We start from the raw sequence: 17,490 nt of genomic DNA, 5'->3' as shown, positions 1-17,490 counted from the left end.
GCACGGACACCCGCGGCGGGGCGGACCATCCGCCCCGCCGCCCACCCGCCCGGCGACGACGCCGGCGGAGGAACGGAGCACGCGCCATGCAGGCACCCAGCCCGATCGTCGAGATGCAGGGCATCACCATCTCCTTCCCCGGCGTCAAGGCGCTCGACGGGGTGAGCTTGCGGCTCTTCCCGGGCGAGGTCCACACGCTCATGGGCGAGAACGGCGCCGGGAAGTCGACGCTCATCAAGGCGCTCACGGGCGTCTACGGGATCGACTCGGGCCGCGTCCTCGTAGGAGGCAGCGAGCGCCGCCTCTCCGGCACCGCCGACGCGCAGGCCGCCGGGATATCCACGGTCTACCAGGAGGTCAACCTCTGCGGGAACCTCACCATCGGCGAGAACGTCATGCTCGGCCACGAGAAGCGCGGCCGGTTCGGCATCGACTGGAGGGGCACGCACGCCGCCGCCACCGAGGTGCTGGCGCGCGTGGGCCTCGGCCACCTGGATCCGCGCACCCCGCTCTCCGCGCTCAGCCTCGCGCTGCAGCAGCTCGTCGCGATCAGCCGCGCCACCGTCGTCGACGCCCGCGTGCTGATCCTCGACGAGCCGACCTCCAGCCTCGACGCCGACGAGGTCGAGGGCCTCTTCCGCGTGATGCGCCGCCTCCGCGACGAGGGCGTCGCCATCCTCTTCGTCTCCCACTTCCTCGACCAGGTCTTCGCGATCAGCGACCGGCTCACGGTGCTGCGCAACGGGAAGCTCGTGGGCGAGCACCTCACCCGGGACATCGACCGGGCCGGGCTCATCGCCCTGATGATCGGCAAGGACCTGCAGGCCCTCCGCTCCCTCGACCGCGAGCGCGCCTCGCGGCAGGTGGCCGACGGCGAGCCCGTCTACCGGGCCACCGGCATCGGCCGCAAGGGCTCGCTCGACGCGACCGACGTCGAGCTCCGCCGCGGCGAGGTCGTCGGCCTCGCCGGGCTCCTCGGCTCCGGTCGCACCGAGCTCGCGCGCCTCCTCTACGGGGTCGACAAGCCGGACACCGGATCCGTGACCATGGACGGCGCGCCCGTCGCCATCTCCTCCCCCGCCAAGGCGCTGAGGCACCGCATCGCGTTCTCCAGCGAGAACCGGCGCGACGAGGGGATCATCCGCGACCTCAGCGTGCGGGAGAACCTCGTGCTCGCCGTGCAGGCGAAGCGCGGCTGGGCACGTCCCCTGCCGCGCAAGGAGAAGGACCGGATCGTCGCGAAGTACCTCACCGAGCTCAACGTGCGGCCCGCGGATCCCGACCGGCCCATCCGGAACCTGTCCGGCGGCAACCAGCAGAAGGTGCTGCTCGGCCGCTGGCTCGCGACCGAGCCGGAGCTGCTGATCCTCGACGAGCCGACCCGCGGGATCGACGTGGGCGCCAAGGCCGAGATCCAGGAGCAGGTCGCGGCCCTCGCCGACACGGGCGTCGCCGTCGTGTTCATCTCCTCGGAGCTCGAGGAGGTGGTGCGGCTCAGCGACCGCATCGTCGTGCTCAAGGACCACCGCAAGATCGCCGAGCTGGAGGCGGGACCCGACGTGACGGCGCAGTCGATCGTCGCCGCCATCGCGGAGGAGGGCGTCTCCGACGTCGCGCTCGCGACCGTGCCCGACACCGCGACCCGCACCGCGCCCGAGGAGGCAGCACGATGAGCGACACCACTCCCGCGAAGCGGAGCCCGCGCCCGCTCGCCGACGTGCTGCACCGGCCCTGGTTCTGGGGCACGGTCGCGATCGTGCTGCTGCTCGCCATCAACGTGGCGAAGGACCCCGGCTACCTCGCGCTCTCGGTGAACCCCGACACGGGGAACCTCGTGGGCAACCTCGTCGACATCCTCCGCGCCGCGGCGCCCGTGCTGATGATCGCGGTCGGCATGTGCCTCGTGGTCGCGACCGGCGGCATCGACCTCAGCGTCGGCTCGATCATGGTGGTCGCCGGCGCCGTCTCCATGGAGTTCCTGAAGGCGGCCGGATCCGACTCGCTCGGCGTCGCGCTCGGCGCGATGGGCCTCGCGCTCCTCATCGCCGGGATCCTCGGCGCGGTGAACGGCATGCTCGTCTCCGTCGTGGGGCTGCAGCCGTTCATCAGCACGCTCGTGATCATGCTCGCCGGCCGCGGGCTCGCGAAGGTCATCACGGCCGGGCAGAACACGGCCGCGTCGAACGAGCCGTTCCGCTGGGTCGCGAACGGCTACCTCGTGGGGCTGCCGGTGGTGTTCCTGCTGGCCGTGCTGATCACGATCGGCGTCGCCGTGCTCGTGCGCCGCAGCGCCCTCGGCCTCATGATCGAGGCGATCGGCATGGATCCGCAGGCCGCGCGCCTCGCGGGCCTCGACCGCCGCGCGCTCCTGTTCACCGCGTACATCGCGAGCGGCCTGCTCGCGGGCGTCGCCGGGATCTTCGCCACCGCCAGCGTCATGACGGTCGACGTCTCCCGCACCGGCTACCAGCTGGAGCTCGACGCGATCCTCGCGGTCGTCATCGGCGGCACCTCGCTCGCGGGCGGCAAGTTCCACCTGCTCGGGGCGGCCGTCGGCGCGCTCCTCATCGCGACCCTCGACAAGACGGTCGTGTTCCTCGGCATCTCGTCCTCGGCGACGCCCGCCTTCAAGGCGATCGTGATCGTCGCGATCGTGCTCCTGCAGTCCCGGCGCGTCCGCGCGCTGTTCACGCGGCGCCGCCCGCCGGCGCCCACACCCGTGCCGACCGAGAAGGAGGCCGTGCCCGCATGAGCGCCACGACGATCCAGCCGCCCGTGACCCCGACGCCCGCGCCGGGACCCGGCACCGCATCCCGGCCGCCGCGCCGACGCATGCGCCTCCGCCTCGACTCGCTGCCGACGGTCGCCGCCCTGGTGATCCTGCTGGCGATGCTGGCCTACGGCGAGATCGCGTACGGCCGGATCCTGCAGGCCGCGACGCTGTCGAACCTGCTCATCAACAACGCGCACGTCATCGTGCTCGCGGTGGGGCTCACGTTCGTGATCCTCACGGGCGGCATCGACCTGTCCGTCGGCGCGATCGTCGCCGTCAGCAGCGTCGCGGGCGTGCTGCTCGCGAACGCGGGCTGGAACCCGTGGGTGGTGATGGTGCTGATGATCCTCATCGGCACGGCCTCCGGAATCGTCTCGGGCGTCCTGATCCAGTTCTTCGACGTGCAGCCGTTCATCGCGACGCTCGCGATGATGTTCCTCGGCCGCGGGCTCGCCTCCATCCTCAGCACGGTGCCCGAGCGGCTCGACGACGCGTCGCCGCTGCGCTCGCTCGCCACCAACATGAAGGTGGTCGACGGCCCGAAGGTGAACGACGTCGTCACGACGCCGGGCGTGCTCATCGCGCTCGTCGTGGTGGCCGTCGCGTTCTTCGTGCTGCACCGCACGCGCCTCGGCCGCACGGTCTACGCCACCGGCGGATCCGAGCAGTCGGCCGCGCTCATGGGCCTGCCCGTGCGCCGCACGAAGCTCGCCGTCTACGTGATCAGCGGCACGCTCGCCGGCCTCGCCTCCGTGATCTACACGGCCCGCCTCGGCAGCGCGCAGAACATCACCGGCATCGGCTGGGAGCTCGACGCGATCGCCGCGACCGTGATCGGCGGCACCCTCCTCACCGGCGGCGTCGGCTTCGTGCTCGGGTCGGTCGTGGGCGCGCTCGTGCTCGGCCTCATGAACGTGCTCATCACCCGCGACGGCGGCATCCCGCCGGAGGCGACCACCATCATCACGGGCGGGATCCTGCTGGTCTTCGTGCTGCTGCAGCGCGCGGTGATGGCGCGGGGGCGGCGGACGTAGCGCACGCGGCCCGCACTGCTTACTAGCTTTAGGGCGCTTTATCCATTCGACATAAACCGTGATAAAGCTTGTAAGCTGCGTCCATGGACGCCCTGAGTAACCCCTACACGCCCAATGCCGGAGCTCAACCCGAGATCCTCATCGGGCGCGATGAGCAGACGACGGCATTCCGCAATCTGCTCGGACGACTCCGCCGGGGCCGCACGGATCAGTCCATGATCATCACCGGCCTCCGCGGGGTCGGCAAGACGGTGCTGCTGAACAGCTTCCGCACCATCGCGCTCCAGGAGCATTGGGAGGTCATCGAGTTCGAGGCCGTGAAGCACGGTGAGAGCCGCTTCCGCCAGACGATCGCATCGCAGCTCAAGGCTGCCCTCCTCCGCATCTCCCCCCGCGCCCGTTGGAGCGACAAGGGTGCGCGAGCAGCGAGCGTCCTCAGCTCGTTCGCGGTGTCGGTGAACGCTGAGGGGACGTGGTCGATCGGCTGGGACGTTCCGGCCGCCGAGGGTCTGGCCGACCATGGCGATCTGGCTATGGACCTGACGGACGTGCTCATCGCCGTCGGCGAGGCGGCTTCCGAAAAGGGCGACGGCATCGTCCTGCTCATCGACGAGGTCCAGTTCTTGGACTCCCGCCAGCTCGAGGCGCTCATCCAAGCGATCCACAAGACCGTCCAACGCAGCCTCCCCGTGACGTTCGTCGGCGCGGGACTGCCGCAGATCGCCGAGCTCGTAGGCGATGCCAAGTCCTACTCGGAGCGGTTGTTCAAATTTCCGCGCATCGACTCCCTGGACGAGGACGACGCGAGGGCCGCTTTGGTCGAGCCGGCAGCGGCGGAGGGGGCGAGCTTCGACGCCGATGCCGTCGCACTCGCCGTGGAGATCACCAGCGGCTACCCCTACTTCATCCAAGAGCTCGGGTCGCAGGTGTGGACGATCGCATCGAACGATCGCATCACCCGCGAAGACGTCGTCCTCGCCCAGGATGCGTACGAGGCCAAGCTCGACAGCTCGTTCTTCCGCGTCCGTCTCGACCGCGCCACTCCCCTGCAGACCGCCTACATGCGCGCGATGGCAGAGCTAGGGGCCGCACCCCAGAAGGCAGGCGACGTCGCTGCTCTCATGGACAGGAGTTCGACCCAACTGGGTCCTACTCGGGCGGAGCTCATCGAGATGGGCCTGCTCTTCACTCCGGAGCACGGATACGCCGCTTTCACCGTCCCGGACTTCGACCGCTTCATGAAGCGCGCGGTACCCGTGCTCGACGTTCCTCCCGTAGGTGCCCGACGCCCCCGTCGGCCACTGAACCCCTGAGCACCGGAGGACGTCCATGACCCACCCGCTCCCCCTGCACGTCACCGACGCCGACCTCGACGACCTCCGCGACCGGATCCGCCGCACGCGCTGGGCGCCCGCGTGGCCGGTCGACGCCTGGGAGGCGGGCACGGACCAGGCGACACTGCGACGCCTGGCTGTCGTCTGGGCCGACGGGTACGACTGGCGGGCGCGCGAGCGGGAGATCCGCGCGCTGCCGTGGGCGGTCGCCGACCTCGACGGCACGCCGATCTCCTACCTGCGCTTCGAGGCCGAGCGCGCCGGCGGCCTGCCGATCGTCCTCACGAACGGCTGGCCGAGCTCCGCGCTCGAGCTGGTGCCGCTCGCGGAGCGGCTGTCGCAGCCATCCCGCTCCGGGGGCGACCCGGACGACGCGGTCACCGTAATCGTCCCGGCGCTCCCCGGCTTCCCGTTCTCGCCGCCGCGGCCGCGGATGGACGAGCCGACGCACGAGCTCTGGCACCGGCTGATGACGGAGCAGCTGGGCTTCGCGCGGTACGCGGCGCACGGCGGCGACCTCGGCGCGGGGATCACGTCGCGGCTGGCGGAGGCGCACCCGGAGGCGGTGGCGGGGATTCACCTGATGGCGGTCGCCGCGCCCACGGACCTCGACGAGGCGACGCTCACCGATGAGGAGCGCGCGCACGTGGAGGAGATGCGCACATGGGAGGCGGACGAGGGCGGCTACGAGCACCAGCAGCAGACGCGTCCGTTGACCCTCGCGCCCGCGCTGCAGGACTCGCCCGTGGGGCTGCTGTCGTGGATCCTCGAGAAGCACCGCGCGTGGAGCGATTGCGGCGGAGACGTGTCCCGCGTGTTCAGCGACGACCACCTGCTGACACTCGCGTCGCTCTACTGGTTCACGGGATCCATCGGCACCTCGCTCCGCCCGTACTTCGCGTACGGCTCCGGACGCACCGCGCCGGTGGAGCGCGTGCGGGTGCCGACCGCGGTCGCCGTCTTCCCGCACGACCTGGTGCACCCGCCGCGGAGCTGGGCCGAGCGCACCTACGACGTCGCCAGGTACACGACCATGCCGCGCGGCGGCCACTTCGCGCCGCACGAGGAGCCGGGGCTGCTGGCGGACGACATCACGGCGTTCCTGCGGATGCTGCGGTAGTGCCGTCCGGTCAGGCGCCCGCCGGGACCGGATCCATGTGCCCGAGCTCGATCACGTTCCCGTCAGGGTCGCGCAGCTGCCGCTGGTACATGAAGCCGAGGTCGACGGCCGGCCTGGCCTCGGATCCGCCGGCGGCGAGGCCCGCGGTCGCGCGCGCGTCCACGTCCTGGCGGCTGTCGAGCATGACGGCGGTGATGGCCGCGGCGCTCGTGGACGGGTCGCCCACGGGCAGGTCGAGGAACGACTGGAAGAAGTCGCGCGTGAGCAGCATGAAGGCGCTGCGGTCGGCCTCCACGACGAGGCACGCGGCGTTCCGATCCGTGAAGTCCGGGTTCACGGTGCAGCCGACGGCCTCGTAGAACGCGATCGCGCGGGGCAGGTCGGTGACGGGCAGGTTGACGAAGATCATGGGCATGGCGGTCTCCCCTTCGAGACGGTCGGCGTCGATGCGATCAGCGTCCCGTGCACGGCGACCGCGGTCAAGGCCCGCGACCACCGGTGTCGTCTACCGGCCGCCGCGCTCCCGCTTCCGCCGCAGCGACCAGCGGAGCATGATGCCGCCGACCACGATGAACAGCCCGCCGGCGACGTAGCCCAGCACGCGCTGCTCCGGATGCAGGGTGCCGTAGACGATCGCGACGATCCCCGTGATCACGAGGTAGAGGTACTGGTCGCGCATGATCGACGAGGCCAAGCCCTCGTCCCGGTCGTCCGCCATGCCTGAAGCCTGGCAGGGCGCGGCGGCCGCGTCACGACCGACGGCCACCGGTCCCCTGCGGGATCCGGTGGCCGTCGTGGTGCGTGCTGCGGGTCAGCGCTTCTTCAGCGCCCCCGTCGACCAGAGCGCCACCGCGATGAGCACCGGCTGGAAGAACAGCCGGCCGAGGCGCTTGCCATCGGTGTCGAGGCCGAAGGCGTCGCGCTTGTGGACGTACTGCGCGATGTTGCCCGGGAAGATCGCCGTGAAGAACGCGGCGGCCGCCCAGCCCGCGAGGCCGCGGCGCGAGCGCGCGAACAGCAGGGCCGAGCCGAGCGTGATCTCGGCGACGCCGGATCCGATGACGGTCACGTCCTCGGGCACCGGCAGCGACTTCGGGACCTGCGCGCGGAACTCCTCGCGCGCGACCGTGAGGTGGGTCACGCCGGCGAACGCGAGGAAGGCTCCGAGCACGACGCGGGCGGCCGTGCGCGGGAAGGACGTGCGGGCGACGCCGGCCATTAGTCGTCCGAGACGGTGACGACGACCTCGATGTTGCCGCGGGTCGCGTTCGAGTAGGGGCAGACCTGGTGGGCCTGGTCGGCGAGCTCCTGCGCGAGGTCGTGCTCGACCCCGGGGATGACGACCTCGAGGTGCACGGCGAGCATGTAGCCGCCCTGGCCGTTGGAGCCGATGCTCACGCGGCTGCCGACGCTCGAGTCCGCGATCTTCACCTTGCGCGCGCGGGCGACGCCCTGCAGCGCGGAGTGGAAGCACGCGGCGTAGCCGGCGGCGAAGAGCTGCTCGGGGTTCGCGCCCTCGCCGGATCCGCCCATGGCCTTGGGGATGGAGAGGTCGAGCGCGAGGTCGCTGTCGCTGACGGCCACACGGCCGTCGCGGCCGGCTCCCGTGGCGAGGGCCTCCGCGGTGTAGAGGGCGTCCATGTCGGTTCCTTCCGTTCGTGGCCGCTCGTGGCGGCCGGGGTGGGGATGGGTGGTGCGGATCAGGGGGTGCGGGTGCGCGCCGACGCCTCGGCCGGTCGGGTGGCGGGGTTCGCGAGCGCCTCGGTCGTGGTCTCCTGCATGCCCGCGGTCAGCAGCTGCAGGGTGGCGAGGAGCTGGCGCGCGCGGTCGAGGTCGAGGCCCATGCCGCGGATGATCGCCGCGGGCACGTGCGCGAGCTCGGCCCGCACGGTGCGGCCGCGCTCGGCGAGCGACACGGTGACGACGCGCTGGTCGGCGGAGATCCGGCGCCGCGTGATGAAGCCGGCCTCCTCCATCCGCGCGAGCAGCGGCGAGAGCGTGCCCGAGTCGAGGTCGAGCTGCTGTCCGAGCTCGGTGACCGTGCGGTCGTCGCCCGACCAGAGCAGCACCAGCACGAGGTACTGCGGGTAGGTGAGGCCCCACGGCGCGAGGAGCGCGCGGTAGGCCTGGGTCGTGGATCGCGACGCCGTGTAGAGCGAGAAGCAGACCAGCTCGTCGGCGATGCGCGCGGGCGGCGCGGTCTCGTCGGCGGGCATGCAGCTCTCGGTTCCGGTCATGCTCCGACCCTGCCACGGAACAAGATTGTGCGCAATTCATCTCGGCCGATGCCCAGCGGAGGAGCGCCGCCCAAGTACCCTGGAGCGACATGATCACGAGACGAGAGGCCGCGCTGCGGCTGGGCATCCCGCTGGAGATGGCCACGCGCCACGGCATCCCGGGGCGCGTCCCGGAGTCCGAGATCGCCGCGATGGACCAGGATCCGCCCGCCTGGCTCGCGCAGTCCCGCGCCAACGCGACCGGCAAGCGGCCGGTCTGGGTGCAGCTGACGTGCGAGGTCTGCGGCTTCACCGAGGCCGTGCGCCCCAAGAAGTGGTGGCCCGAGTTCTCCTACCTCTCCTGCGAGCGGCACTCCCCCGACGAGCTCCCCGAGCCCGCGCTCGGCCTGGCTCGCCGCGAGGTCGACGGGATCGGCAGCCGATTCGTGGGCGTGGTGGACGAGCGGCCGTAGCCGCCTGCGCGAGCGACCGCCGGATCAGGCCGCGACGCCCTCCTCGCGCGCCCCCGCGTACGCCGCCCCGCCCTCGCGCAGCGCCGGGCAGTGCTCCGGCGTCGGGTGCAGGCAGATGTCGATGACGCGGTTCAGCTCCTCGCGGGCGCGCTCGAGCTCGGCGATGGCCGCGGTGATCCGGTCGCGCTCGGAGCGCAGGAGCGCGAGCGACTCGGGCGCCGCGACGCCCGAGTCGACGCTCGGCAGGAGCTGGCGGATCGTTCGGCTGGGGAGACCAGCGGCGAACAGCTGCTGGATGAGCTGCACGCGCTCGACCGCCGCCTCCGGGTAGACGCGCTGGCCGCTCGTGGTGCGCTCGGCCGGCAGCAGGCCCTGCTCCTCGTAGTACCGGAGCGCCCGCGTGCTCACGCCCGCTCGCCCCGCCACGTCGCCGATCCGCAGCATGTCGCCTCTTCCCTCGTGGTGGTGATCCCGTCGATCTCGCGGGCGGACTTGCCCTTCACGTCGACGTCAACTCCTAGCGTAGGCCGCGCCGCACTCCGCGAACGACGCGGGCGGCAGGAGGAAGAGCACGCATGGACATCCAGGATCGGGTCGCCCTCGTCACCGGCGCCAACCGCGGCATCGGCCGCACCTTCGTCGAGGAGCTGCTCGAGCGCGGCGCCCGCAAGGTCTACGCGACCGCGCGCCGACCCGAGGCGATCGACATCCCCGGCGTCGAGGTGCTGCGCCTCGACCTCACCGACCCGGCGTCCGTCAGCGCCGCCGCGGAGGCCGCGCAGGACGTGACGCTCGTCGTCAACAACGCGGGCATCTCCACCGGCGCCGCGCTCATCACGGGCGACATGGCGGAGATCCGCCGCGAGATGGACACCCACTTCTACGGGACGCTCGGCGTGATCCGCGCCTTCGCGCCCGTGCTCGCGGCCAACGGCGGGGGCGGGATCGTCAACATCCTGTCGGCCCTGTCGTGGTTCTCGACCTCCGGCGCCGGCGGCTACGCGGCGGCGAAGGCGGCCGAGTGGAACATGACGAACGCGGTGCGGCTGGAGCTCGCCGGGCAGGGCACCCTCGTGCAGGGCGTGCACCTCGGCGCCGCGGACACCGACATCATGGCCGGCTACGACGGCCCGATGATCGCCCCGCGCGACGTCGCCCGGGCGTCGCTCGACGGCGTGGTCGCGGGATCCGTCGAGGTCGTCGTCGACGACTGGAGCCGCATGGTGAAGGACTCGCTGGCCGGCGACCCCGCCCCGTTCTACGAGCGGATGCGCGCGATCCTCGGCTGATCGCCGCCGGCCGGCCGGGGAGGGCCCGCCGCCGGGAGCGCGTCAGAGGGACTCGAGCGCGTCGACCGCCTGCCGCACCCCGCGCTCCCGCCGCATGAGCCCGCCCACCTCGGTCGCCCGCTCGCGTCGGGACAGGGCGTCGCCCATCGCGGGCACGAGGGCGTCGACCGACAGGCGGCGCAGCGGGATCGGGGCGGCGCCCACCCCCTGCCGGTGCAGCTGGGCGCCCCAGAACGGCTGGTCGGCCATGAAGGGCACGACGACGGCGGGCACGCCCGCCCGGGCGACGGCGTGCGAGGTGCCGGCCCCGCCGTGGTGCACGGCGAGCGCCGCGCCCGGCAGCACCTGGTCGAACGGCGCCGACCGCACCACCAGCACGTCGGGTCCCCGGCACTCCTCCGGCAGCGCGAGCCCGCCCCACCCGGTGAGGACCAGCACCCGCAGGCCGTGGGCGCGGGCGCGGGCGGCCGTGACGATCGCGCGCCCGCGGGCCGACGCATCGCCTTTCGCCATGGATCCGAACGAGGCGACGACGTAGGGGCCGGCGCCCTGGAACTCGCCGACGACCGGGTCCAGGGACGCCGCCGACGCCTCGTCGTACCAGGCGCCCGTCTGGTGCACCCGCTCCGGCCAGTCGTCGGGACGCGGCAGCAGCTGCGGGCTCACGGCCATGAGCGTCGCGCGCGACGGCGAGCGCCGGGCAGGACGACGACCGCCCGGCAGCTCGGCCGCGGCGCGCGCCACGTCGCCGTCGAAGAGGCGCGCGACGGCGCGCGGCACCGCGTAGGTGGAGCGGTTGCGCGCACCGAGGTCGCGGGTGGCCGTGGGACCGCCGGCGGCGGGGAAGCGCGCGCTGGCGGTGGCCACCGGCGCGAACTCCACCACCACGCGCGGGACGCCGAGCGCGTCCGCCACCAAGGGCGCGCTGAGGATCAGGGGGTGGTGGATCACCACGTCGGGCTCGAAGGCGACCGTCTCGCGGACCGCCGCGACGATCGTCCGCCGCATCGCGGGCCGCACCTCCGTGCGCAGGTGGTGCGCGAGGGCCCAGGGGGTGCGGCGGGCCGGCGAGAGCACCCGCTGCACGTCCAGGTCGAGGCGCACGCAGTCCACGCCCTCGGGCGCGACCGCGTCGTCGGGCAGTGCGAGCCGCACCTCGTGACCGCGGGACGCGGCGTGTCGCGCCAGGGCCGCGAAGGGCTCCACGTCGCCCCGGGTACCGGCGGTGAGCAGCATCAGGCGCATCGGGTCAGTCTGGACCCGGAAGCCGTGACGCCTCCGCCCGCGTCCACGGCGTACGCTCGTGCGAGTGACCGACGGCAGCGAGACCATGTCCCGCACCGCCCCGTCGGGGATCGGCGTGGCCGTGCGCCGCCTCGTGCTCATCTCGCGCCCGGTGCTGTGGATCAACACCATCGGGTCCGGTCTCGTGGCCGTGTGGCTCACCGGCGCGCTGTTCGACCTGCGGGCCCTGCCGATCATCCTGTGGCTGACCCTGCCGTTCAACCTGCTCATCTACGGCGTCAACGACATCTACGACCAGGACACGGACGCGGCCAACCCCCGCAAGGGATCCATCGAGGGTGCGCGCATCCGCCAGTCCGAGGTGCGGTTCATCGCCTGGGCCGTCGCCGCCGTCAACGTCCCGTTCCTCGTCTGGTTCGTCCTCACGCTGCCGCCGCTCGCGAACGCGGCGATCCTGCTCTACGCGGGCGTGTTCGTCTTCTACTCCGCGCCCCCGCTGCGCTTCAAGGCCCGGCCCTTCCTCGACTCGCTGAGCAACGCGGCCTACGCGCTGCCGCTGGTGATCGTGCCGGCGGCCCTCGAGGTGACGCCGGTCTGGCCCGCCGCCCTCGGCCTCATGGCCTGGAGCGTCGCGAAGCACGCCTTCGACGCGGTGCAGGACATCGTGGAGGACCGCGAAGCGGGCATCACCACCACCGCGGTGCGGCTCGGCCCGCGCGGGACGGCCCTGTGGAGCGGCGCCTGGTGGCTCGTCTCCACGGCGCTCTTCGCGGTGGTGAGCGTGCCCGTGGCGGCCGTCAACCTGCTCATCGCCGGGATCCTCGTGGTCGGCCTGCTGCGCGACCCGCGGCCGGAGACCGGCCACCGCCTCTACCGCCTGTCGGTCGCATTCCCGTACATCGCCGGGACGTTCGCCGGGGTCCTGCTCATGGTCTCGATCGTGCTGGGAGGTACCCCGTGAGCCGCATCGTCGTGGTCGGCGGCGGGATGGGCGGGCTCACCGCCTCCGCGCTGCTCGCGCACGCGGGCCACCGCGTCACCCTGCTCGAGGCCTCCCCGGAGCTCGGCGGCAAGAGCCGGCGCATCCGGCTGGGCGACGACCGCATCGACACCGGCCCGTCGCTGGTGACGTTCCCCGCGGTGTGGGACGAGCTGCTGCGGCGGCTCGGCGACGGCGGCCGCGCGCCCGAGCGCCCCCGCGACGACGGCGCGCTCGACCTGGTGCGGATGCCCGAGGTCGGCCGCTACTACTACGACGGCCAGGAGACCTCCCTGCCGGTGGCGCCCGATCACCCCTGGTACCCCGCCTGGAAGCGGTTCTCCGACCTGCACGCGCCCCTCGCCGACGACGTGACCGAGCTGCTGCTCGCCGATCCCCTCGACCGGGCCGCGCTCCCGGCGCTGCGCCGGCTGCTGGACGTCTACGGCACGCGACTCACCACGCGCGCCTACCTCGACGGCCTTCCGTGGCTGCCCGACGGGCTGCGCGAGATCATCGCGATCCACACCCTCAACGCGGGCGTCTCTCCCGCGCGCACCCCGGCCCTCTACGCGAGCATGCCGGCGATCATGGCGGAGACCGGCGCCTGGGTGCCGCGCGGCGGTGTGTACGAGATCGTGCTCGCGCTCGGTCGGCTGGTCGAGGCGGCCGGGGTCGACGTGCGCACCGGCGAGGCCGTCACCCGCATCGAGCGCGGCTCGGTCACCACCGCCGTGGGGCGCTACCCCGCCGACCTCGTCGTTAGCGCCCTCGACGCCGACCGGCTGACCACGCTCATGGGGCCGTCGCGGATCCCGGCGCTCCCCCGCCTGCGCCCCCGCGCCCTCTCCTGCTCGGCCGTCGCGCTCTACGGCGTGCTGCGGGAGGAGCTGCCGGCGGAGATCGCGACGCACAGCGTGGTGCTCCCGACGCGGCCCGCCGCGCTGCACCGCAGCCTCGAGGCGGGCGACGAGCCGGCGGACACCATGGTGTTCGTCAACCAGTACCGCGCCGGCGAGGTGTACCCGAACCCGCGCAGCACCGTCGGGATCCTGCTCACGGCTCCCGCCGACGGCCGTCGCTACACGGCCGAGCACCCCTTCGTGCGGCGCGAGGTCGACCGCGTCTCGGCGGCGATGGGGCTCGACGGGCCCCTCACCGACCTTCTCGACGAGCAGACCGTGCTCGATCCGCGCTACTACGGCGAGGGCGGCGAGCCGCACGGCGCGCTCTACGGGGCCGCGCGTCCGCCGTGGCTGAGCGGGCCGTTCCACCGCCCGTCGTACAACGACCCCTGGCGGCCCTGGCTGTGGCGCGTCGGCGCGTCGGTGCATCCCGGCGGCGGGATCCCCGCGGTGGTGGGCGGCGCGATGATCGCGGTGACCCGGCTGCTCAAGTCGAACCCGGCCTGACGCGGGGGCGGCGCTTACCCCGCGGTGACGCGCACGGATGCGCCCTCGAGCACGAACTCGAGCGCCGTGCCCTCGGGGAACTCGTCGCGGAGCTCGGCCGGCATGTCGCCCGTGACCGTGAGGACCCCGCGGGCCGGGAACGAGCCGGCCGCGCATCCGCCGACGGGGTTCGCGCCGCGGGCGAAGCGCGGGGCGACGACCGTCACGCACGCCGCGTCGTCTGCGGGGTTCTCGAGGCCGATCACCGTGAGGCCGTGGAACTCGCCGACGCCCGTCGCGACGTCCTGGTACCAGTCGTCCCAGCGGTCGGGGACGGGACGGTCGGGATCCAGCGCGACGGTCCCGACGTCGCGGCCCGTCATCGACGCGAAGCCGGAGGTCAGCGCGACGGTCGCGCCGACCGCGACGAGGACGGACGCGGCCCAGAGGATCGCGGTGCGGCGGCGGCGGCGGCGCGGGGCGGGCGGGCGGGCAGCGCGGGCGTCGTCCTCGTCGAGATCGTCCGTCGCCGGGCCGTGCGCCGCCGGGTCGCGCTCCTCGAGGGCGGGGTCCGCGGGATCGGCTGCGGAGCGGACGCCGGGTGCGGCTGCCCGCGCCGAGGCCGACGCGACGGCCGTGCCGCCCTTGCGCGCCTCGAGCTCCCGCAGGCGGTCGAGCTCGGCGTCGTCCAGATCGGGGGCGGGTCCGTAGGCACGACGGCGCAGCTCCCGGAGCTCGCTGCGCTGCGCCTCGTCCATGTGCCGATCCTGTCACCGCGCGCCGCGCGTGTCCCGGGCGGCATCGCGGCCCTGTCCCCCTGGCGACCGCGCGCCTACGCTCGGCCCATGCTCACCGAGACCGACCTGCGGCTGCCCGACGGCCGCACGCTGCACTGCTACGACACGGGATCCGGCGACGGCGCCGACCTCGTGGTCGTCTACCACCACGGCACCCCGAACGTGGGGCCGCCGCCCGCGCCGCTCGTGGAGGCGCCGGCGGGCCGCGGGATCCGGTGGGTGTCGTACGACCGGCCGGGGTACGGCGGATCCGCGCCGAACCCGGGCCGCACCGTCGCGACCACCGTGGCCGACGACGCGGCCGTCGCGGACGCCCTCGGCATCGACCGGTTCGCCGTGCTCGGGCACTCGAGCGGCGCGGTGCTGGCGCTGGCGGCGGCGGCCGCTCTCCCGGGCCGCGTGCTCGGCGCGCTGTGCGGAGCGGCCCTCGCGCCGATCCGGGCGGAGGGCCTCGACTGGTTCGCCGGCATGCACGCGGGCGGCGAGCGCGAGCTGCGGGCCGCGGTGGCCGGGCGGGAGGCGCTCGAGCAGGAGCTGGCCGCGTCCGCGTTCGACCCGGCGATGTTCACCGACGGCGACCTCCGCGCCCTGGAGACCGACTGGGCGTGGTTGGACGGGGTCGCGTCGCACGGCCTCGACGCCGGTCCCGGCGGCATGGTCGACGACGACCTCGCGCTCGTCGCCGACTGGGGCGTCGACCTCGCCGCCGTCCGCGCGCCGGTGATCCTGCTGCACGGCGACGCCGACCGGATCGCACCGGTCGCGCACGCGCGCTGGCTGGCCGACCGCGTGCCGGGCGCCGAGCTCGTGATCCGGCCGGGCGACGGCCACATCGCGGTGCTGCGGGGCGCCGCGGACGCGCTCGCCCGGCTGCGGGAGCGCATCTCCGCCGCATAGGAGAGGTACGCACCCGCGGAAACGGCTCTCGCCGACCCGGACGGATCCGGATCGGCGAGAGGAGCGGCGGAGCGACGCGCGTCAGTGCCCGCGCGACACCCGTCGCGGCAGCGCGAACACGAGCGCGAAGGCGACGACCGCGAAGATCGCGCTGACGCCCATGGCCGAGGCCGAGGCGTCCGTGAACGCCTGCGGCACCATCTGCGGGCCCTGGATCCCGGCGCCCGCGACGCCCGCGAACAGCACGCTGCCGATGACCGCGATGCCGACCGCCGAGCCGACGCGCTGCACGGTGCCGATGACACCGGACGCGGCACCCGCCTCGGCCGGATCCACCGTCGCGACGATGAACTGCGCGTTCGGGGCGATGAAGAGGCCGTTGCCGATGCCCGCGAGCAGCAGCGGGACGAGGAGCATCCAGCTGTTCAGGTCGGCCGCGGCGGTGTTGAGCAGCACGAGCCACAGCCAGATGAGGCCGACGCTCACGAGCGCCGTGCCGATCACGAGCACGGTGCGGCCGAGGCGGTTCGTGAGGCGGTTGCTCTGCGAGGAGCCGACGATGCTCCCGATCGCGAACGGGATCGAGACGAGGCCGGACTCGAGCGCCGAGTTGCCGAGGCCCGACTGCCACAGGATCGAGATCGTGAAGAAGATGCTCGTGAAGGCGGCGAAGTACACCATCGCGAGGATCACGCCGCCCGTGAACGCCGGGTGCGTGAACAGGTGCGGCGGCACGAGGACGCCCTTCGAGCGCCGGGTCTGCATGACCTCCCACGCGCCGAAGAGCGCGAGGAGCACGACGCCGCCCGCGAGGGAGAGGTAGGTCCAGAGCGGCCAGCCCTGGTCCTGGCCGTCGATGAGCGGCACGAGCAGCGCGACGAGGCCGGCGCTCACGAGGAGGATGCCGACGAGGTCGACGCCCGAGGGGGCGGGGGCCGTGGCGGGCGCGGCCGCGCCCTGCTTCGTGCCCGCGCGCTGCCCGGACTGCGCGCGCACGTCGCCCGCGACCTCCTCGGCCACCTGGCGGCTCGGGAGCAGGAAGATCGCGGCGATGACGGTCGCGAGGCCCACGGGCAGGTTCACGAAGAAGACCAGGCGCCAGCCCGACTCCTCCCCGGCGGCCTGGATGATGAGGCCTCCCACGATCGGGCCGAGCGCGGACGAGACGCCGATGACGGCGCCCATGATGGCGAACGCCTTGCCGCGCGCCTGCGGCGGGAACAGCAGCTGGATGAAGGCGGTCACCGCAGGCACGAACAGTCCGCCCGCGAGCCCCTGCACCACGCGCGCGATCACGAGCTGGAGGTCGTCCTGAGCCACACCGCACGCGAGGCTGGCGAGCGTGAAGAGCGCGATGCCCGTCACGAAGACCCACTTGTGCCCGTAGCGGTCGCCGAGGCGGCCGGCGGGGATCAGCGCGAGGCCGAACGCGAGCGCGTAGCCGGAGATGATCCAGCTCAGCGTCGACTCGGAGGCGTCGAGGCTCGTGCGGATGGTGGGCAGCGCCACGTTCACGATGGTGGTGTCGAGCAGCGCGATGAACATGCCGGCGAGCAGCACGATGAGCGCCTGCCAGGCGCGCCGCGAGACGACGGGGGCGGCGGGCCGGCCTGCGTCGCCGGGCGCGCCGGTGCCGCCGGGCGCCGGGCGGGCGGATGCGGTGGTGTCGGACATGGGGTCCTTTCGTGCCGGCGCGGGCGTCGGCGGTGGTGCGAGCGGATCCGTCCGGCGAGCGCACGCGCGGGCGACGAGGGCGCGGGACCGGAGGTCGGGCGCCTCTCGTGCTGGCGGGCGGCGGGCACGGAGGGGGATCCGCGGCGGTGCGGGAGAGACGGCCGGGCGGATGCGCCCGTCCCGTCAGTCTGGCACCGGTTGACCCGTGCGGCCTATCCCGGTGTCCGGCCACAGGCTCCCGTCACCGGCGGGCGTTCCGTCATCAGGC

Annotated in this window: 19 protein-coding genes; 10 read left to right on the top strand and 9 right to left on the bottom strand. The window is 73.4% G+C overall.

Annotation, left to right across the window (positions count from 1 at the left end; all coding sequences use genetic code 11):
* Window positions 1–86 precede the first annotated feature (86 nt).
* The 5 genes from JOE38_RS12465 to JOE38_RS12445 all read left to right on the top strand — a co-directional run bounded on the left by JOE38_RS12465 (window position 87) and on the right by JOE38_RS12445 (window position 6,261).
* A complete protein-coding gene (locus JOE38_RS12465; RefSeq protein ID WP_204576573.1) occupies window positions 87–1,673 on the top strand; it encodes a sugar ABC transporter ATP-binding protein in 1,587 nt (528 codons plus the stop codon).
* Entirely contained in the window at window positions 1,670–2,752 is a 1,083-nt protein-coding gene (locus tag JOE38_RS12460) for an ABC transporter permease (protein ID WP_204576572.1), read from the top strand. The genes JOE38_RS12465 and JOE38_RS12460 overlap by 4 nt, the downstream gene beginning before the upstream one ends.
* Complete coding sequence (locus JOE38_RS12455) at window positions 2,749–3,807, top strand: ABC transporter permease (protein ID WP_204576571.1); 1,059 nt, start codon at window positions 2,749–2,751, stop codon at window positions 3,805–3,807. Before JOE38_RS12460 ends, JOE38_RS12455 begins: the two co-directional genes overlap by 4 nt.
* An 83-nt stretch (window positions 3,808–3,890) precedes the next feature.
* Window positions 3,891–5,120: an ATP-binding protein gene (locus JOE38_RS12450; RefSeq protein ID WP_204576570.1), complete on the top strand. Its 1,230-nt coding sequence runs from the start codon at window positions 3,891–3,893 to the stop codon at window positions 5,118–5,120.
* A 16-nt stretch (window positions 5,121–5,136) separates the two neighbouring features.
* On the top strand, window positions 5,137–6,261 hold the full coding sequence (locus JOE38_RS12445; RefSeq protein ID WP_204576569.1) for an epoxide hydrolase family protein: 1,125 nt from the start codon (window positions 5,137–5,139) through the stop codon (window positions 6,259–6,261).
* 10 nt (window positions 6,262–6,271) lie between these two features.
* On the opposite strand, the gene JOE38_RS12440 is transcribed toward JOE38_RS12445, so the two are convergent.
* The 5 genes from JOE38_RS12440 to JOE38_RS12420 all read right to left on the bottom strand — a co-directional run bounded on the left by JOE38_RS12440 (window position 6,272) and on the right by JOE38_RS12420 (window position 8,498).
* Window positions 6,272–6,676 carry a VOC family protein gene (locus tag JOE38_RS12440; RefSeq protein ID WP_204576568.1) on the bottom strand — a complete coding sequence of 135 codons (405 nt, stop codon included), beginning with the start codon at window positions 6,674–6,676 and terminating at the stop codon, window positions 6,272–6,274.
* 90 nt (window positions 6,677–6,766) lie between these two features.
* Window positions 6,767–6,979: a hypothetical protein gene (locus tag JOE38_RS12435; protein ID WP_204576567.1), complete on the bottom strand. Its 213-nt coding sequence runs from the start codon at window positions 6,977–6,979 to the stop codon at window positions 6,767–6,769.
* 93 nt (window positions 6,980–7,072) lie between these two features.
* A complete protein-coding gene (locus tag JOE38_RS12430) occupies window positions 7,073–7,480 on the bottom strand; it encodes a DoxX family protein (protein ID WP_204576566.1) in 408 nt (135 codons plus the stop codon).
* Window positions 7,480–7,902, bottom strand: a complete 423-nt coding sequence (locus JOE38_RS12425) for an organic hydroperoxide resistance protein (protein WP_094126565.1) — start codon at window positions 7,900–7,902, stop codon at window positions 7,480–7,482. The genes JOE38_RS12430 and JOE38_RS12425 overlap by 1 nt, the downstream gene beginning before the upstream one ends.
* 59 nt (window positions 7,903–7,961) lie before the next feature.
* Window positions 7,962–8,498, bottom strand: a complete 537-nt coding sequence (locus tag JOE38_RS12420) for a MarR family winged helix-turn-helix transcriptional regulator (protein ID WP_204576565.1) — start codon at window positions 8,496–8,498, stop codon at window positions 7,962–7,964.
* 89 nt (window positions 8,499–8,587) lie between these two features.
* Between JOE38_RS12420 and JOE38_RS12415 the strand changes: the two genes are divergently transcribed.
* The gene (locus JOE38_RS12415) at window positions 8,588–8,950 is read left to right on the top strand and encodes a hypothetical protein (protein ID WP_063070407.1); all 363 of its coding nucleotides are present in this window, start codon (window positions 8,588–8,590) and stop codon (window positions 8,948–8,950) included.
* Window positions 8,951–8,974: 24 nt separating this feature from the next.
* On the opposite strand, the gene JOE38_RS12410 is transcribed toward JOE38_RS12415, so the two are convergent.
* Window positions 8,975–9,394, bottom strand: a complete 420-nt coding sequence (locus JOE38_RS12410; RefSeq protein ID WP_204576564.1) for a MerR family transcriptional regulator — start codon at window positions 9,392–9,394, stop codon at window positions 8,975–8,977.
* A 131-nt stretch (window positions 9,395–9,525) separates the two neighbouring features.
* On the opposite strand from JOE38_RS12410, the gene JOE38_RS12405 reads away from it, so the two are divergent.
* Window positions 9,526–10,239, top strand: a complete 714-nt coding sequence (locus tag JOE38_RS12405) for an SDR family oxidoreductase (protein ID WP_204576563.1) — start codon at window positions 9,526–9,528, stop codon at window positions 10,237–10,239.
* Window positions 10,240–10,281: 42 nt separating this feature from the next.
* Here JOE38_RS12405 and JOE38_RS12400 read toward each other — a convergent pair whose 3' ends face one another.
* Window positions 10,282–11,484 carry a glycosyltransferase gene (locus tag JOE38_RS12400; protein ID WP_204576562.1) on the bottom strand — a complete coding sequence of 401 codons (1,203 nt, stop codon included), beginning with the start codon at window positions 11,482–11,484 and terminating at the stop codon, window positions 10,282–10,284.
* 64 nt (window positions 11,485–11,548) lie between these two features.
* Here JOE38_RS12400 and JOE38_RS12395 point away from each other — a divergent pair, with 64 nt between their 5' ends.
* Complete coding sequence (locus JOE38_RS12395; protein ID WP_307838876.1) at window positions 11,549–12,445, top strand: UbiA family prenyltransferase; 897 nt, start codon at window positions 11,549–11,551, stop codon at window positions 12,443–12,445.
* The gene (locus JOE38_RS12390; RefSeq protein WP_204576561.1) at window positions 12,442–13,875 is read left to right on the top strand and encodes a phytoene desaturase family protein; all 1,434 of its coding nucleotides are present in this window, start codon (window positions 12,442–12,444) and stop codon (window positions 13,873–13,875) included. The genes JOE38_RS12395 and JOE38_RS12390 overlap by 4 nt, the downstream gene beginning before the upstream one ends.
* 14 nt (window positions 13,876–13,889) lie before the next feature.
* On the opposite strand, the gene JOE38_RS12385 is transcribed toward JOE38_RS12390, so the two are convergent.
* Complete coding sequence (locus JOE38_RS12385; protein ID WP_204576560.1) at window positions 13,890–14,612, bottom strand: hypothetical protein; 723 nt, start codon at window positions 14,610–14,612, stop codon at window positions 13,890–13,892.
* Window positions 14,613–14,699: 87 nt separating this feature from the next.
* Between JOE38_RS12385 and JOE38_RS12380 the strand changes: the two genes are divergently transcribed.
* Window positions 14,700–15,548, top strand: coding sequence for an alpha/beta fold hydrolase (locus JOE38_RS12380; RefSeq protein WP_204576559.1), 849 nt, complete (start codon window positions 14,700–14,702; stop codon window positions 15,546–15,548).
* A gap of 81 nt (window positions 15,549–15,629) precedes the next feature.
* Here the strand turns inward: JOE38_RS12380 and JOE38_RS12375 are convergent, their stop codons facing one another.
* Complete coding sequence (locus JOE38_RS12375; protein ID WP_204576558.1) at window positions 15,630–17,222, bottom strand: MFS transporter; 1,593 nt, start codon at window positions 17,220–17,222, stop codon at window positions 15,630–15,632.
* Window positions 17,223–17,490: the final 268 nt, after the last annotated feature.

Source organism: Clavibacter michiganensis (genome assembly GCF_016907085.1).
Classification (GTDB): domain Bacteria; phylum Actinomycetota; class Actinomycetes; order Actinomycetales; family Microbacteriaceae; genus Clavibacter; species Clavibacter michiganensis_O.
Note: the sequence above shows the minus strand (reverse complement) of the source record. Positions and strands in the feature narration are given on the sequence as shown.

Coding starts and splice junctions, on each gene's coding strand:
- JOE38_RS12455 (WP_204576571.1), top strand. CDS start 2,749: ATGAGCGCCACGACGATCCAGCCGCCCGTGACCCCGACGCCCGCGCCG.
- JOE38_RS12420 (WP_204576565.1), bottom strand. CDS start 8,498: ATGACCGGAACCGAGAGCTGCATGCCCGCCGACGAGACCGCGCCGCCC.
- JOE38_RS12430 (WP_204576566.1), bottom strand. CDS start 7,480: ATGGCCGGCGTCGCCCGCACGTCCTTCCCGCGCACGGCCGCCCGCGTC.
- JOE38_RS12460 (WP_204576572.1), top strand. CDS start 1,670: ATGAGCGACACCACTCCCGCGAAGCGGAGCCCGCGCCCGCTCGCCGAC.
- JOE38_RS12425 (WP_094126565.1), bottom strand. CDS start 7,902: ATGGACGCCCTCTACACCGCGGAGGCCCTCGCCACGGGAGCCGGCCGC.
- JOE38_RS12385 (WP_204576560.1), bottom strand. CDS start 14,612: ATGGACGAGGCGCAGCGCAGCGAGCTCCGGGAGCTGCGCCGTCGTGCC.
- JOE38_RS12410 (WP_204576564.1), bottom strand. CDS start 9,394: ATGCTGCGGATCGGCGACGTGGCGGGGCGAGCGGGCGTGAGCACGCGG.
- JOE38_RS12415 (WP_063070407.1), top strand. CDS start 8,588: ATGATCACGAGACGAGAGGCCGCGCTGCGGCTGGGCATCCCGCTGGAG.
- JOE38_RS12380 (WP_204576559.1), top strand. CDS start 14,700: ATGCTCACCGAGACCGACCTGCGGCTGCCCGACGGCCGCACGCTGCAC.
- JOE38_RS12445 (WP_204576569.1), top strand. CDS start 5,137: ATGACCCACCCGCTCCCCCTGCACGTCACCGACGCCGACCTCGACGAC.
- JOE38_RS12405 (WP_204576563.1), top strand. CDS start 9,526: ATGGACATCCAGGATCGGGTCGCCCTCGTCACCGGCGCCAACCGCGGC.
- JOE38_RS12465 (WP_204576573.1), top strand. CDS start 87: ATGCAGGCACCCAGCCCGATCGTCGAGATGCAGGGCATCACCATCTCC.
- JOE38_RS12375 (WP_204576558.1), bottom strand. CDS start 17,222: ATGTCCGACACCACCGCATCCGCCCGCCCGGCGCCCGGCGGCACCGGC.
- JOE38_RS12435 (WP_204576567.1), bottom strand. CDS start 6,979: ATGGCGGACGACCGGGACGAGGGCTTGGCCTCGTCGATCATGCGCGAC.
- JOE38_RS12400 (WP_204576562.1), bottom strand. CDS start 11,484: ATGCGCCTGATGCTGCTCACCGCCGGTACCCGGGGCGACGTGGAGCCC.
- JOE38_RS12440 (WP_204576568.1), bottom strand. CDS start 6,676: ATGCCCATGATCTTCGTCAACCTGCCCGTCACCGACCTGCCCCGCGCG.
- JOE38_RS12450 (WP_204576570.1), top strand. CDS start 3,891: ATGGACGCCCTGAGTAACCCCTACACGCCCAATGCCGGAGCTCAACCC.